At 52.0% G+C, this 14,559-nt stretch carries 14 protein-coding genes; 4 read left to right on the top strand and 10 right to left on the bottom strand.

Going from position 1 to position 14,559, the window contains the following annotated elements; all coding sequences use genetic code 11:
- Positions 1–68: 68 nt before the first annotated feature.
- Positions 69–374: a thioredoxin gene (gene trxA / locus ACYVI1_RS29815; RefSeq protein WP_460915149.1), complete on the top strand. Its 306-nt coding sequence runs from the start codon at positions 69–71 to the stop codon at positions 372–374.
- A gap of 39 nt (positions 375–413) precedes the next feature.
- Here trxA and ACYVI1_RS29820 read toward each other — a convergent pair whose 3' ends face one another.
- The 3 genes from ACYVI1_RS29820 to ACYVI1_RS29830 all read right to left on the bottom strand — a co-directional run bounded on the left by ACYVI1_RS29820 (position 414) and on the right by ACYVI1_RS29830 (position 3,329).
- Positions 414–896, bottom strand: coding sequence for a hypothetical protein (locus ACYVI1_RS29820; RefSeq protein WP_460915151.1), 483 nt, complete (start codon positions 894–896; stop codon positions 414–416).
- Between the two features lie 140 nt (positions 897–1,036).
- On the bottom strand, positions 1,037–2,323 hold the full coding sequence (locus ACYVI1_RS29825) for an AGE family epimerase/isomerase (protein WP_460915153.1): 1,287 nt from the start codon (positions 2,321–2,323) through the stop codon (positions 1,037–1,039).
- Positions 2,316–3,329: a bifunctional heptose 7-phosphate kinase/heptose 1-phosphate adenyltransferase gene (locus ACYVI1_RS29830; RefSeq protein ID WP_460915155.1), complete on the bottom strand. Its 1,014-nt coding sequence runs from the start codon at positions 3,327–3,329 to the stop codon at positions 2,316–2,318. The genes ACYVI1_RS29825 and ACYVI1_RS29830 overlap by 8 nt, the downstream gene beginning before the upstream one ends.
- 178 nt (positions 3,330–3,507) lie before the next feature.
- Between ACYVI1_RS29830 and ACYVI1_RS29835 the strand changes: the two genes are divergently transcribed.
- Positions 3,508–4,413 (top strand): HNH endonuclease, encoded by a 906-nt coding sequence (locus ACYVI1_RS29835; protein ID WP_460915157.1) that lies wholly within the window; start codon positions 3,508–3,510, stop codon positions 4,411–4,413.
- A 411-nt stretch (positions 4,414–4,824) separates the two neighbouring features.
- Here the strand turns inward: ACYVI1_RS29835 and tnpA are convergent, their stop codons facing one another.
- From tnpA to ACYVI1_RS29865, 6 genes are all read right to left on the bottom strand, one after another.
- Positions 4,825–5,286, bottom strand: a complete 462-nt coding sequence (gene tnpA, locus ACYVI1_RS29840; protein ID WP_460915158.1) for an IS200/IS605 family transposase — start codon at positions 5,284–5,286, stop codon at positions 4,825–4,827.
- A gap of 107 nt (positions 5,287–5,393) precedes the next feature.
- Positions 5,394–6,578: a cysteine desulfurase family protein gene (locus ACYVI1_RS29845; protein ID WP_460915160.1), complete on the bottom strand. Its 1,185-nt coding sequence runs from the start codon at positions 6,576–6,578 to the stop codon at positions 5,394–5,396.
- A 44-nt stretch (positions 6,579–6,622) separates the two neighbouring features.
- The gene (locus ACYVI1_RS29850) at positions 6,623–7,723 is read right to left on the bottom strand and encodes a hypothetical protein (RefSeq protein WP_460915161.1); all 1,101 of its coding nucleotides are present in this window, start codon (positions 7,721–7,723) and stop codon (positions 6,623–6,625) included.
- Positions 7,724–7,741: 18 nt separating this feature from the next.
- Positions 7,742–8,353, bottom strand: coding sequence for a hypothetical protein (locus tag ACYVI1_RS29855; protein ID WP_460915162.1), 612 nt, complete (start codon positions 8,351–8,353; stop codon positions 7,742–7,744).
- Between the two features lie 63 nt (positions 8,354–8,416).
- Entirely contained in the window at positions 8,417–9,271 is an 855-nt protein-coding gene (locus ACYVI1_RS29860) for a methyltransferase domain-containing protein (protein WP_460915163.1), read from the bottom strand.
- 126 nt (positions 9,272–9,397) lie between these two features.
- Positions 9,398–11,131, bottom strand: coding sequence for an FAD-binding protein (locus ACYVI1_RS29865; RefSeq protein WP_460915165.1), 1,734 nt, complete (start codon positions 11,129–11,131; stop codon positions 9,398–9,400).
- Between the two features lie 206 nt (positions 11,132–11,337).
- Between ACYVI1_RS29865 and ACYVI1_RS29870 the strand changes: the two genes are divergently transcribed.
- Positions 11,338–12,267, top strand: coding sequence for a polysaccharide deacetylase family protein (locus ACYVI1_RS29870; protein ID WP_460915166.1), 930 nt, complete (start codon positions 11,338–11,340; stop codon positions 12,265–12,267).
- Positions 12,268–12,391: 124 nt separating this feature from the next.
- Complete coding sequence (locus ACYVI1_RS29875; RefSeq protein ID WP_460915168.1) at positions 12,392–13,351, top strand: ABC transporter substrate-binding protein; 960 nt, start codon at positions 12,392–12,394, stop codon at positions 13,349–13,351.
- A 52-nt stretch (positions 13,352–13,403) separates the two neighbouring features.
- On the opposite strand, the gene moaA is transcribed toward ACYVI1_RS29875, so the two are convergent.
- The gene (gene moaA / locus ACYVI1_RS29880; RefSeq protein WP_460915170.1) at positions 13,404–14,399 is read right to left on the bottom strand and encodes a GTP 3',8-cyclase MoaA; all 996 of its coding nucleotides are present in this window, start codon (positions 14,397–14,399) and stop codon (positions 13,404–13,406) included.
- Between the last annotated feature and the right edge of the window lie 160 nt (positions 14,400–14,559).

Below are 14,559 nucleotides of genomic sequence, written 5' to 3' on the forward strand. Positions count from 1 at the left end.
AATGAGTGAATAAGATTTACGTTAGCTATTCACTCATTCTATCAGTCACTCATTCAAAATTAATACTCATGAACAAGCAATCCTTCAAAGACCTGATTCACGGAGACAAGCCTGTACTGGTCGATTTCTACGCCGATTGGTGCGGCCCCTGCAAACAGCAGGCCCCCATTCTGAAGCAACTCACCGAACGCGCTGGCGACAAAATTCGGGTGGTTAAGATCGACGTAGACAAAGCACAGGCAGCCGCCAACCAATACCAGATTCGGAGCATTCCGACGATGATTTTGTTTAAAGACGGCAAGATAGTCTGGCGGCAGTCGGGCGTTCAGCCGCTGCACACGCTGGAAGGGTTAGTGAAGCAGTTTGGGGGGTAATTTCCCTCACCGCACCGGCGGCCCGGTGAGGGTGCTTGCCTACGGAGTCTTCTGGGCTAACCCGAAATTTTTCAGGTTTGTGAGCGCAATAACGTTGATTATCTTCCACTGACCATTCAGTTTCTCAACCACCCGCGTTTCTTTCGAGGTTGTCTTTCCGTGACTATCCAAGAGCGTTTGGTCGTAGGTCACAAAGGCCATGTTCCCGTTCTGGTGAATCGTGTAGTTGGCGTTTTGCACCGTTACTTTATCCGATACTTTCGAGCTTTTGAACTGGCTGGCAAATGCCTTTTCCAGTTCGTTCCATCCTTTAATCAGCCTGAAGTCTCCGCCATAGAGATTAGCGGCAAAGTTGATGTAGGGCGTATGCGCCCAGGCATTTGACCACTCGGCTTTATCGCGCTTGAAAAAGCCTTCCGTTTCGCTACGCAACACCCGCTTAATAGCCTCGTTGTCGGCCTGAGCCAAACCACGAATAACGATACCCAATAACAGAGTGGTTACTAAAAGTGACGTTTTCATGACCGTGAGAAAATTGATTCAACGGTTAAGGTAGAGAACGTTATTAGAATAAACAAGTATTATTTTGTACTTTTTATGCACACATGAAAAAAGCATAAAATACAGTTATTTTGAATTTACAGAACGCTTTCGCCCATTAATCAGGCTGAAATCAGCAACTTATCTAATCGGCGAATCGACTGCACCATTGCCCGAACGGTATGGTAATTGATTTTCCAGGAGTGGCTCATGTGTGTCCAGATGGGAATGCCCTGCCGGGTCATCAGCGGCCACCACTCCCCTACCGAATGATTTACCATCTTATCCATCACAAAGCGATGAACCGTTTCATAGGCCCGCCAGTATTTGGCATCGCCCAAAATCCGGTACGCATCCAAAAAGCCAATCAGCACCTCGGCCTGCTGCCAGAATTCTTTCTCCCGATCATAGACCTCACCACCGTGCGAGCCTTCGACGAAGACCCCGCCAAACTCCCAATCCACGCCATAGTCAACGGCGTGAGCAAATGATTTCTGTAGCTGATCCCGGTAGGCATCATCGGGAATCGCCAGCACGTCGAGCGCGTGCAGCAGCAGCCACGCAAACTCGGCGTTATGCCCATAGCTGGTGTTGTCTTCGGCGTCGCGTTTCACACCATCTTCGGTGAAACGGTCCCACCCCCAGATAACATTGAACTTAATTTGAGGAGCCACCCGCCAGTCGGCCCAGAACTGCGGAATGCCGGTGCCATACGTCGGGTGCATGATTTTCGTAATCAGCAACTCAATAACTTCGAGCAACTTCCGGCGATGAATGGGCTGGCCTGTGCATTCGTATAAACTTGTGAAGGCTTCCATCAGGTGCATGTGGGCATCGAGCGTTTTGCGGTCGCCCCCAGCCGCGCCCGGCCCTGCCAGCGTCCAGTCGCGGTGAAACACCTCGAAATAGCCGCCATAGCCCGTATCCGACGCGTACTTCTGCAACAGGTCGAACACTTTTTGGGCGTACTCGACCCCGCGCGAATCGCCGGTTGCTAAGGTGTATTCGCTCAGGCAATAGATGGCAAAACTTTGGCCATACACGATTTTTTGGTCGTTCAGCACCTCGCCGTTGCGGTTGGTCATCCAGTAGAAACCGCCATGTTCGTCGTCCCACATCCGGCTTAGTAAATAATCCACCCCATGACGGGCCATGTCGGCCAGCTCGCCCGTGTCGAACGCGACTCCGGCGTAGCCCGCCCTGTGCGCCGACGAATAGGTGTAAATGGACCGGGTTTGGGCAATAAGCGATTTCTCGTCCTCGCCCGAATCGTGCCCGTACTGGTCAAAATGCGTGATGAACCCGCCATTAATGCGGTCAACCGTTCGAGCCGTCCAGAAGGGCAGCAACTCCGTCGTCAGGTGCGTGTGCAGTTCCTGACGGCACCGCTGAAGAACCTCGTTAGTCATGAGAAAAGTAAGTCGTGTGAAGGGTAAGGATTTCGGGCAGTGTGGCCGTGCCGGTCTGGTTGAGTTTCTGGACGGTCACGGCAGCCGCCAGATTCGCCAGTTCTATAGCCTGTGCGGGCGTGGCTACGGCTCCCAAACAAGCTGCCCAGGTTGCCACAACGGTATCACCTGCGCCCACCGTGTCGAGTTCTCCGCGTAACGGCAGGCCATCGACCAGTTGCATGTCGTGGTCATCCAGATAGAGCATTCCGGCCTGACCGCGCGTAATCAGGAGTGGCCCGCCACTCCGTTGCCGAAACGTACTCCCGTGCTGAATGCACCAGTCCAGGTCGGGCTGATTGGGTGGCTCAAGGTTACAGAAACGGGCCAGTTCGTCTGTATTTACTTTCAGCGTAGCCCCCCGAATCAGCATTCCGACGTCGCGCATATCGGCCACAAACCGAACGGTGGGGAAGCGGGCAATCAGGTCATTCAGCACGGCGACCCGGCTTTTCGTCAGCAGCGGATTGGCGAACTGCTGATTGATAATGAGCACATCGAGGTTTGCCAGTGTTTGCTCCAAACCAGCAATCAGCTTCGCGAAAAGCACGTCAGGCAGATCGTTGCCGGTGCCAAAATCAATCCGGTTCGTTTCCTGTCCGGCTTGATTGGGTTTGGTATACAGGCAGGTATCCCAGTTTTCGGCAACTGTCTGGAGGTTGGTCGTGTTGACGCCCAGTTCAGCAAACAGGTGGTGCATCTCGCGCCCGAACAGGTCATTCCCCACGCAACCAACCACCTCAATCCTCGAAACGCCCAGCGCCACCAAATTCTGGACTACATTACCTGCCGCACCAAGCGACGCCTTCGGCTGACTTCCCCAGAAAACCTCCAGGCCCGTTTCCAGCGAGTGCTCGCCCGTTTGGGTTTGCAGGGTAATGTACAAATCGAGGGCAAAATCACCGATAACGCCCACGTTAACCGTTGAGAACCGCTGGAAGAGCGTGCTGATATCGGCGGATGTCATTGGCGAACGTAGCATGTCCATTTTGCAGACACAAAGAGCGTTGGGGCGGGTTGCTTACTCACTTGAGGGGGTTATATTGTGTAGTAATGAAGCCTTCTGGCAAGGCGGAAATAAGTTAGCAATAAATAGACTATATGGGCAAAGCTGATTTATCTTTACCTCATCAATCCTCTACTTTATGCTTGCCAATTTTGACCAAACTTTACTGGTCGTTTACGCACGAAAATTTACCAAAATCAAACAGGGCGGCACTCAATATGGTAAAGCGCCCCACAAACCTGTTTTGTTAATTACCCTCCTTGAATTAATTGATAAGCGACTACCTGTTAAGAATACGATTACAGTCACGCCCGAATTGGTTGCTACGTTCAAAGAAAATTTTTCACTTTTGGTAAAAACAGCGCATAAAGACGATTTCACTCAGCCGTTCTTCTACTTACAAAGTGATGGGTTCTGGTTTCTCAAACCTAAAGTGGGCTGTAGTATCGACGCGCATATTAGTAGTGTGCAAACCCTCAGTGAACGACTGGACTATGGTTATTTTGCCGACGATTTGTTTAGTTTGATAAGTAACGACTATGCCCGTTTGTCGCTAAAAAATGCGGGACGTAGTTATTTAAACGACCTGGAAACGTATCTGCTGAACGAAAAAGAAATGACCTATACACTACCACTACAATCATCTGATGAAGAAATGCGCTTTGTACGCGGTAGTCTATTCAAAAAGTTAATCCCAAAAGTATATGATTTCACCTGCGCCATTTCGGGCATGAAAGTGATTACCGTTGATGGCTCCTCACTGGTAGAAGCCTGTCACATCGTGCCTATCAGCATAGCGGGCGATGATAGAGTGACGAATGGTATCGCTCTTTGCCCAAATCTACACACTGCCTTTGACCAGGGTATGATTGGCGTAAATGAACAATTACGTGTAGTAGTCTCGCCCTCCCTGGCCGACAACGTAACAAGCCCCTATAATTTGAAGCAGTTTCACGGCAAATTACTTCGTTTGCCATTTGGCAAAATGCATTACCCGAAAATGGAGAGTTTTCGTTGGCATTTGAGAGAGAAGTTTAAAGGATAAAAGAGAGAGATAAAATCGTGCCTGTCTGATTCAGTTCAATAAACCGCCGGAGCCACATACCCCTGAACCAATGTCAAGCGGGAAAAATTAAACCCAATCTTTTCCCCGCTCGACATTGCCCCGCTCGATGCGAAAGCGTTTAAAGTTTGCTAACTGGCGATACTTATTGTGTTGGGGATGATTGTTCCTATCGACATCGTCGGCTGTTGTGTCCCTATGGGACGGCAGTTCAATGGCAATACACTTAAACCATGATTAGTACGTCCCGTAGGGACAAAACAGCCAAAGGCGTCGGTAGGACAGTAACGTCATCTTCCCCGCGCACTCGTCCCGTAGGGACAAAACAGCCAAAGGCGTCGGTAGGACAGTAACGTCATCTTCCCCGCGCACTCGTCCCGTAGGGACGAGACTTTATTCCAGCGGCTTGAACAAATACCGTTCGTCATATTCAATGCCGAACGCATCTAAAAACCGGCGGTATTCCTCTAAGAACGTTCTCGTTCGGTGATGTTCCTCTTGATTTTCAATGTATTTAATTACGGCGGGCAATTGGCTTTTACCGTATGAAAATGCCCCATAACCTTCCTGCCAGGCGAAGCGGCTACCCGTTAGTCGGTTGTCGTTAACCCATTTTGACGAATCCTGTTTGAGTTGTTGCATCAGATCAGAAAGCGATTGCGTGGGGCGCATACCGATTAGAAGATGTACATGGTCCGGCATGCCATTGATGGCGAGTAATTTGTGAGTATGGTTGTGGATGATGCCCGTTATGTAATTATACAAGTCATATTTCCAGGTTGGTGCAATTACGGCGGTTCGGTGTTTAACCGCAAAGACGAGTTGGAGGTGAATTTGGGTGTAGGTATTGGGCATAGGTAGTTAGTTACGGGAGTTTAACGGTGTTGTCCCTACGGGACAAATGAATCGTGGTATTGTTTTTTCTACCGACGCTACGCTGTTGCGCCCCTACGGGACAAAGGCTATACCAACGCCCGCAACTCCTCCACAACGTTCTTCACCCCATCAATAGCAGCCACAATGTCGGCTTCAGTCGTGAACCGGCCTAAGCTGAAGCGCAGGCAGGAGAAAGCTTCGGTTTCGCTGAGACCCATTGCCAGCAGGACGTGTGAGGGGTCAATGCTGGCGGCTGTGCAGGCTGAACCGTTGGAAACGGCCATGTCCTCTAAACCCATAATCAGCGCGTCGGAGTCGCAGTTTTCAAAATAGATATTCGTCACGTTGTACAGTCGGTGTTCCCGACTGCCATTTACGCGGGTGCCCGGAATGGTCAGCAAGCCCGTTTCGAGACGATCCCGTAGAGACGCAACCAACCCGTCGGACCGCCCTTGCGTCTCCCTCGCATCAGCCATCGCCAGCCGCGCCAGTTCTGCCGCTTTGCCCATGCCCACAATGCCGGGTACGTTGAGCGTTCCGCTGCGTAAGCCGCGTTCGTGACCTCCGCCATGCAGGAGGGCTTCTAATTTTACTTTTCTCGGTCGGCGTTGCCGCACAAACAGGCCGCCAATACCTTTCGGGCCGTAAAATTTGTGCGCTGAAAAAGCCAGTAAATCTACCGAAGCCGCACCGGCGGACCGATCAAGCGTATCAACGTCGATAGGTAATTTGCCGACGGCCTGCGTGGCATCGGTCATGAACAACGCACCGGCTTCGTGAGCGAATTGAGCAATTTCCTGAATCGGTTGAATGACGCCCGTCTCGTTGTTCACCAGCATCACCGAAACCAGAATAGTGTTGGGACGGATAGCTGTTTTTACCAACTCTAAATCAAGTAAACCATCGGGCTGAACGGGTAAATAGGTGACCTCAAAACCGCGTGTTTCCAGATACCCGCACACGTCCAGCACGGCTTTGTGTTCAGTTTGGACTGTAATAATATGGCGTCCTTTACTTTGATAATTCTCAGCAACGCCCTTGATGGCCAGATTAATAGCTTCGGTTGCGCCCGAGGTGAACACCAGTTCGTGGGTTTCGCAACCCAACAAATCAGCTACCTGCTGCCGTGCCTGCTTCACGGCTTCATGCGCCGATACGCCGAACGGGTGCGTACTGGCCGCATTCGCATAGGTGTCCGTCAGGAACGGCATCATGGCATCCAGCACGCGCGGGTCGAGACGGGTCGTAGCGTTGTTATCGAGGTAAATCATAGTCAAAAATACGGCAGAATGATTTCGCCTTTGCCAAACTACACTCAATAATCATAGACATGCTCAATCGTCACGTTCTGCTCGTTGACGAATCGGATTGTTTTGTCTAACCAGCCCACAGGCGTTACCAGCGCGACCCGCTTCAGGCCAGGTTTGGTCACGATGGGCTGAGTGAACACGAATCGAAAATCGGGGGAGGTGGGTTGCCAGGTTTCGGGGGCCAGCACCGTCAGCAGAATGGCCGAGTTGTTGCCCGCAATTTCGCGGAACGTCACGCCCTGCTTCACCAGCGCCGACACCGCCGGGTGAAACGCTTCGTAGCGCGGCAACAGGAGTACTGCCGACCCATCGGGCCGAACACCCTCAATTTTGGTGTTGGGCACCGGAGTTAGGGCAGGAGGAAGTTGGTCGACCACAACGGCAGTGACTAAAAGCGCTTCGTCGTAGGAGGCTTTGGTGCCGAGTTTGATGAGGTAGCCATAGCCCGCTTTCACTAATAACTCCGTCAGCAACATGTACTTGCGTTCGCATTTGCGAATGAAGTGCGGCCCAAAAAACGATGTGCCAGTGAGCAGTTTGGGAATCCGGGAGGTAAAGTCGAATTCATACCAGGGCAACACGCGAATGAACTCCACGTACTCTTTTGTAAACCGGGCGTTAAACTGGTCTTCTTCGGTCACGATTGCCCCGTTGGCGGGGTTGGTGAGTCGCCCGACAACCGTTTCGTAGAGGGCTTTTAGCGCGTATTCGACGGTGGTGCTCACGCCAATCACCCAAATCATGATGTGATAGCCGGTATTGAATGGAAAACTACCTTTAATCTGGTCATACACAATGCCGTAACTCTGCCAGAGTTGGTTGACGTGGCTCATATATGGAAACGTAGTGGTGGTTTTCGCGTGGGCGTAGTCGGCCAGTTCGGCGGGGCTATGCACCAGAAACCATTCAGGATAGGTCAGAAACGTCTGGTCGGCGGGGCGGATGTGCTCGGCGGGCGTAACCGGATGCGGGTTGCTGACGAGCCAGTCTTTCGGCACCACGCAGCCTTTTCCAGCCGGTATGGTTAAGGGGTTTCGCTTGTTGCGAAAAAACAGAAAGCTGGCTAAAAGCACCATCATGATGGTCAGAATCGGGAGTCGTAGCATAATAATTCGTAATTTCTACTAATTCCATGTCAAGTCAGCCGTTCGGAACTCAATCTGTCGCCTGCCCTGGGCGTAGAACTCAACGTCGATGATCATGTTTCGGGATGCGTTCATCCGGTCGATAAGGGCCTGTGCCTCATCGAAAAAGATAATGTTCGCACTCCCATTTTCGGCTGCCGAAAACGCATACGTACTGGCGGGTTTCCCATCAAAACCAATGCGGGCGTTACCTCCCTGAAAACTCCGGTTAAACTGCCCTTTCGACACGTGCAGGTACACATTTGTACCACTATCCCGTTTCCGAATGGTTAGTGTGGCCGTTGAGCCACCGGCATAGGGAAAGCCAAACTGAAGCAGATTCGGGGAGGTGATCGACGCCTTCTGAACAGTACGCCCTTCCTTATCTGTTGTCTTTTCATAGAGCCATTTACCGGCATTCGCAACGGGGCTATTTTTAGAAATCGTTTTTTTAGATGAACTACCAATTGGTGGCTCAGGATTCACGCTGGATGCCACTTCGGGCTGATTAGCCGCCTTTTCCTGCGTGGCTGTTTTCTTCTCCGAACAGGATACAAAAAGTAACAAACTAAGTAGATAAAGCAGATTTTTCACGCCGTTTTTTTGATTCACCGGGTTTTAACCCGGCGCATGGACAATTGAATTTGCGCCAGGTTTTAACCCGGTGAGTTGTGATCAGTTTTTCGTAAACAGCACCATCGTATTGTCCGAAGGGTCGTTGGCCTGAAGAAGCCGCCTGCCTGCGTCCGTAAACCCGGCCTCGCCAATAAGCCGACTCCACTTCTCAATCGGCTTGAAATCCTTGTAATCACTTTTGTCGACTTCCCAGGTAATGTTCAAACCGAGGTTGAAGACCGTGTGTACGAGCGAGACAAACCTGGCCATGTCGTCGGTTTTCACGTCGTGGTCGCGGAGAATGAACCAGCCGCCGGGTCGCAGAATCCGGCGGATAGACGCCAGAAAGCCGGGCAGCTTTTCGGGTCGGGTATGGTGCAGACCAATCAGGCAGGTTACCAAATCGACGCTCTCGTCGGGAATGGCGTTCGCACGAATTGGCTCGAAATCATGCGATTCAACGAAGGTGCCGATTTTGCTCAACTGCCCCCGCTCCATAATGTCGGCGGGGCTATTGGTTGGGGCTACGTCGTTGATTAAGTAAATGGGGCCGCTGATGGGCAGGTGTTTACGCAGATCGCTGATGTAGCGCCCCGGCGAACCGATTTCGACGTAGCCATTCACCTGCGCCCCCGTCGGCAGCAGTTCCAGCATTTGCCGGGTCATTTCCTTTTTCTGGGTTTTCAGCGCGGGCAAGGCATACGTCAGTTCCGACAGAAACGGTTTGATTTTGGGCAAACGATGCTGAATCGTTTTATAAATGCGCTCATCCGACGTTTCGGTTTTGGTCACTTCCCCAATCAGGTGATGAAACTTATCTTCGGGATACAGATGAAAAACGACCTGTAGAAACCGGTAGAACGCATCGCGCGGTTTTGTGTGGTCGAAAACGGCATGAAATTCAGACGTTGTCATGAGTTTGTTGGTTTAAAGGGCTGGGACACAGAGATACACAGAGAAGACACGGAGATACGCAGAGATGACTTCATAAACCTCTCTGCGTATCTCCGTGTCTTCTCTGTGTATCTCTGTGTCATAATTTTATTGGTAATACGTATCCCAAAATACGTTGTGGAACCGGAAATTCGGGTCTAATTTTTTCTTCAGGGTAAATAGTTTATTTGCGTTTGGATACGCCCGGTGAAACTGCTCCAGCGTGGCGTGAGCCTGATAGGGCAAATAATATGCCCCGCCCACCAACAGCACCGCGTCGATTAGTTCGCGGGTCCAGGTGGCCACTTCCTCTTTATCGACGCCATTGGTGCGCTGTTTGTAATAAACGACAAACGCAAAAACTTCTTCGCGTGCCCAGGCCAGATACGACCCTGAATCGGGCAGAGCATGCCGCACCGATACGTTGATAACATTGACCTGGTAGCGAGTAAAAATCTCGCTCATCTTCACCGAAAATTCATCGAAGTGCCGAACGGGAACGAAATATTCCTGCAGCACATAGGTACGCTTGATACGGGAACGGGGTTCGAGTTCGGCCACGTCATAACCAGCTTCGTAGTTGCGCCAGTGAATGGGTTTGCTCAGGTAAATAAGCGGGTCTACGATGTGCTCGCGTCGCCACTTGCCGGAGAGGCTCTCCGTGAACGCCCACATAAAATACCGTTCCAGCGGATACGACTCCCGGAGCGGCATCAGCCGGGTTTTCACGGTGGGCTTTTCGGTGGTTTTGACCCACGTAACAGCCCGCATGTTTGTGAATGCGGGCGGATACATATCGCCGTTATGAAAAATCGCTTCGGGATTATCGCGGATGGCACCGACAAAATAGGTGCCATACTCAGGCCGGGTGAGTTTGTGGTATTCCCGTCGAACGGCTACGTTTTGGTCGAGGTCGAGTTCCGCCGAAACAATGATTCCCAGGCCGTTATACCCACCGATGGCCCCGAAAAATACGTCCGGGTTCTCGGTCGGGCTGGCCCGAACGAGCGACCCATCGGCCAGCACAACCTCAATGGCCCGCACCGACAGAATCAGCGGCCCATGCCCCATGTAACGCCCGTGGCAGTTCACGCTCAGCGCCCCGCCAACGGTGAAATTTGCGTAGGTCTGCATGATCTTGATACTTAGGTTGTGCGGGTCGATAATCCGCTGAATATCGCACCACCGAATGCCGGTTTGCACGGTGATAACCCGAGCTTCTTTCGAGAAATGAAGAACCTGATTCAGCCCGCGCATATCGACATGCAGGCTGCCCGGACTGGCCGTTTGCCCACCCATGCTGAACCGCCCCCCGCCCACCGACACCGGCCCGGCGGTGGTACGCAACCGCTCCTGCAAATCAGCTACCGACGCGGGCCGGAATACATCGGCCACAATGACTGGATTCAGTTGCGTTACGTCGTTGATGATTCGCTCCTGGGGACGAAGGCTGGGGTTGGTTTGGCCCGTATCGTTTTTGAAATAATCGGCGGCCTCGTTGGGCACCGTTCCGAAGGTGTTTTTGTGTTTGTCGCCCTTTCGAAAACCTAATCGATAAAGTAGCCAAAGCGCGCCCAGCACCGGAATCAGCACCATCAGCAGCCAGTAGCCGGAGCGATTGGTGTCGTGCAGTCGTTTGGTGGCCGTTGCGGCCAGCGACCCAAGCAACAGCGGGTATAAAGCATAGGTTGCCCCCTCGCTCACAAAATCGTGTAAGAGTGTATGAAGCACATAGAACATGCTCCAGATAAAGGCCGAAACCAGCCAGTACGTTGAGCGGTGAATACGGCCGCGCGTCGTGAAAAGGAGGTAACTAAGCGGAAGTTTGTCTTTCAGGCGCATAGGAATAGACAAATATAGACGAGAGCCGATTTAGTTAACTGATTGACAGATTACTTTTGAGCGTAAGGTCGTGCGTTCAGGGATGCAGAAACGAGGACGGCGGAACGCATCCGTACACCTGCGGGCTTTATGGCAGAAGAAATAAACAATCGGTTGCGCTACGATTCGTATTACTTTTCCCTAAGTTTGGGGTATATTCATTCATTATGTGTACCCAGAAAACACTATCGTTTGCAGCAGCCCTTTGCTTGTCTGTACTACTAACCAACGGCCTGACGGGCTGCCAGTCGAAAAGTTCAGCCGCCACCGAATCGGCAACGACCGAAACCAAAACAGCCGAATCAACGGATAAGCCGGTTGACCGCCCGAAAGAAACGGCGACGACAGCCCCTGATCCGGCGTCAATTCCGGCTGGAAAAATCGCCGATGCGGCCACGATTCTGGCCCGACCGCAGGTGCCGGTTTTGTGTTACCACCAAATTCGGGACTGGCGGGCCAGCGATTCCAAAAGTGCAAAGGATTATATTATTCCGGTGGCGGCTTTTCAGGAACAGATGCAGTTGCTGGCCGACAGTGGCTACCACACCATCCTGCCCGATCAACTGTATGCCTATCTGACTACCGGCGCAGCTCTGCCAAAAAAACCCGTTATGCTCACCTTCGACGATGGCGACCTCGACCAGTACGAAACGGCGGTACCGATTCTGGAAAAGCACGGCTTTAAAGGTGCGTTCTTCATTATGACCGTGGCCATCGGTCGGCGGGGGAAACAACCCTACATGGATAAGACGCAGATTAAAGACCTGTCGGATCGGGGCCACACCATCGGCGCCCATACCTGGGACCATCACAACGTGAAAAAATACCAGGGCGAGGATTGGAAAATCCAGGTTGAGGAACCGAAGGCCAAATTAGAAGCCATCATTGGCAAACCAGTAAACTATTTTGCCTATCCGTTTGGCCTGTGGAACAGGCAGGTTCTGCCCGAAATTCAAAAACGAGGGTACGCGGCCGCGTTCACACTGGCCGACAAACGCGACGATCAGATGCCCCTCTACACCGTTCGGCGTATTATTGCCGGTGGTCAGTGGAAAGCAAAAACGATGTATCGGAACATGGTGCAAAGCTTCGATTAGAACTCCTGTGGTTGTTTATCCATAAACAAATTTCTCATGGGCCTCTGGAAGAATACATTCCCACATTTGCAAAAAACTTTCCATTGGCTGTACAGTTAACTTAGCCGTAACATTACTGCGCCACATGAATACGCAAATCCGTTTAGCACTCGACCGTACACCAAATACGAACCACACGGGGTTTTATGTCGCTCAGGCCAAAGGCGCTTATGAACAGGTTGGCTTGTCCGTTAAGTTTATCAGCCCCGATGAAGAAAACTACCAGACAGCCCCATCCCGCCGGGTAGCCCATAACGATGCTCACTTAGCCATTACACCCTCCGAAAGCGTTATCAGCTACCAGAGCAATGGAATTCCATTGATCGCCGTAGCCACCCTGCTGGCCCGCGACATCAGCGCCATTGTTACCCTGCAGGAAAGCGGTATTGACCGGCCACAGGCGCTGGATGGCAAAGTGTATGCGTCGTATGGTGCTCGTTATGAGGACGATATAATCCGGCAACTCATCCAGAATGACGACGGACGTGGCCAGTTTGTTTCGCATAAATCGCCCTGGTCGGGTATCTGGCGGTCGCTGTTAACCCGCGAAGTCGATGCCGCCTGGTGCTGGCTAACCTGGGAAGGGGTGAAAGCCGACATTGAAGGCGTTAACCTCAACCAGTTCCTGTTCGACGATTACGAAATTCCCTACGGCTACAATCCTGTGCTGACGGCCCACCGCGACTGGGCATCTGACAATGCCGATGTGCTTCGCCGGTTTCTGGATGCAACGTCAGCGGGTTTCCGTTTTGCGGTGAAGAATCCCGACGAAGCTGCCCGGTTGTTAATGAAAACGGCCAATCACCCATCGCTTACCAACCGGAATTTTGTGGAGCAAAGTCAGCAGATGGTTTCCGGCTATTATTTAGATGGCGAAGGCCATTGGGGATTCATGCACCGGACGGTTTGGGTGTCGTTCGTCAACTGGATGATCCGAAACCATCTCCTGACCGACCCCGACGGCGAATTAATTCAGCGTATGGATGTCGATAAGTTGTTTACGAACGAATTTTTAGCCGAAGTACCCGTTGCAGTGCGGCTGTAAACAAATGAATAATGAATAACGGCTACAGAACCCATTCTACATTATTCATAATTTATCCCCCTATCGTCGACATCGACTCGGTAACCAGCCCACCAGCCCGCACAGCCCGATGCTGTTCAGCCTCGAACCCGTTCAGCGGGCGGTGAGCAAAGGCGTGCAGGAAGGCCCCCGTCAGTTCCTCGTCCGACGCGCCGGACCTAAGCAACGACCGAACGTCCAGCACGCCCTCATCATACAGGCAGGTTTTGAGTGTGCCCTGGGCAGTCAGGCGAATGCGGTTACAGGTACCGCAGAATGTCCGGCTAAAAGCAGCAATCACACCGATGGTTCCCAGATGACCCGGAATCTGGTAATTAGCCGAGGTCGAAAACGGCGGGTCAGGCAGTTTTTGTAGTGTTGGAAAATGCGTCCGGATTTCGTCAATAATGCGCTGATGGGTCCAGTAAAGGATTGGATAGTGACTTCCCTCCCCATTGAAGGGCATTTCTTCAATAAACCGCACATCAACGGGCATCGTGCGGGTCATATCCGCCAATGGAATCAAATCCTGGATATTCTGCCCATCCATCACCACCGCATTGATTTTCGTCTGAATACCTACCGACAGCAGGGCGTCGAGGGTATTCAGCACGGCGGGCAATTCATCCCGGCGGGTAATTTTGTGAAATCGTTCGCGGTCGAGGGTATCCAAACTTAAATTCACTGACCGCACACCCAGCGCGGTCAAATCGGTCACATGTGGGGCTGTTAGCACGCCGTTCGTAGTTAAGGAAATATCGGTAAGTCCGTCAACCTGAGCCAGCCGATGCAGGAAATCCATCAGCCCCGCCCGCACAAAGGGCTCCCCGCCGGTGATACGCACTTTTTGCACACCCAGCCGGGCCAGCACCCGAACCAGCCGTTCCATTTCCTCGTAGGTCAGCACCTGATGCTTTGGCAGGTATTTGATGCCTTCTTCGGGCATGCAGTAAAAGCACCGCAGGTTGCAGCGGTCCGTTACGGCCAGCCGGAGGTAGGTAATGGGGCGGTTATGGTTGTCGTAAATCATGCAGTATCGGTAACACAAAGTTACGGATTTTGATTGCATTATCAGGCCGGGGCGGGTTTCATTGGCTACCGCAGTGGCGGCTACCGGGGTCATTACACATCAGGACAATCTGAATTGGCACACTATTTGGTAAGGCTGCTTACGAATGATGGATACACCT

It is taken from the genome of Spirosoma areae, from assembly GCF_054781775.1.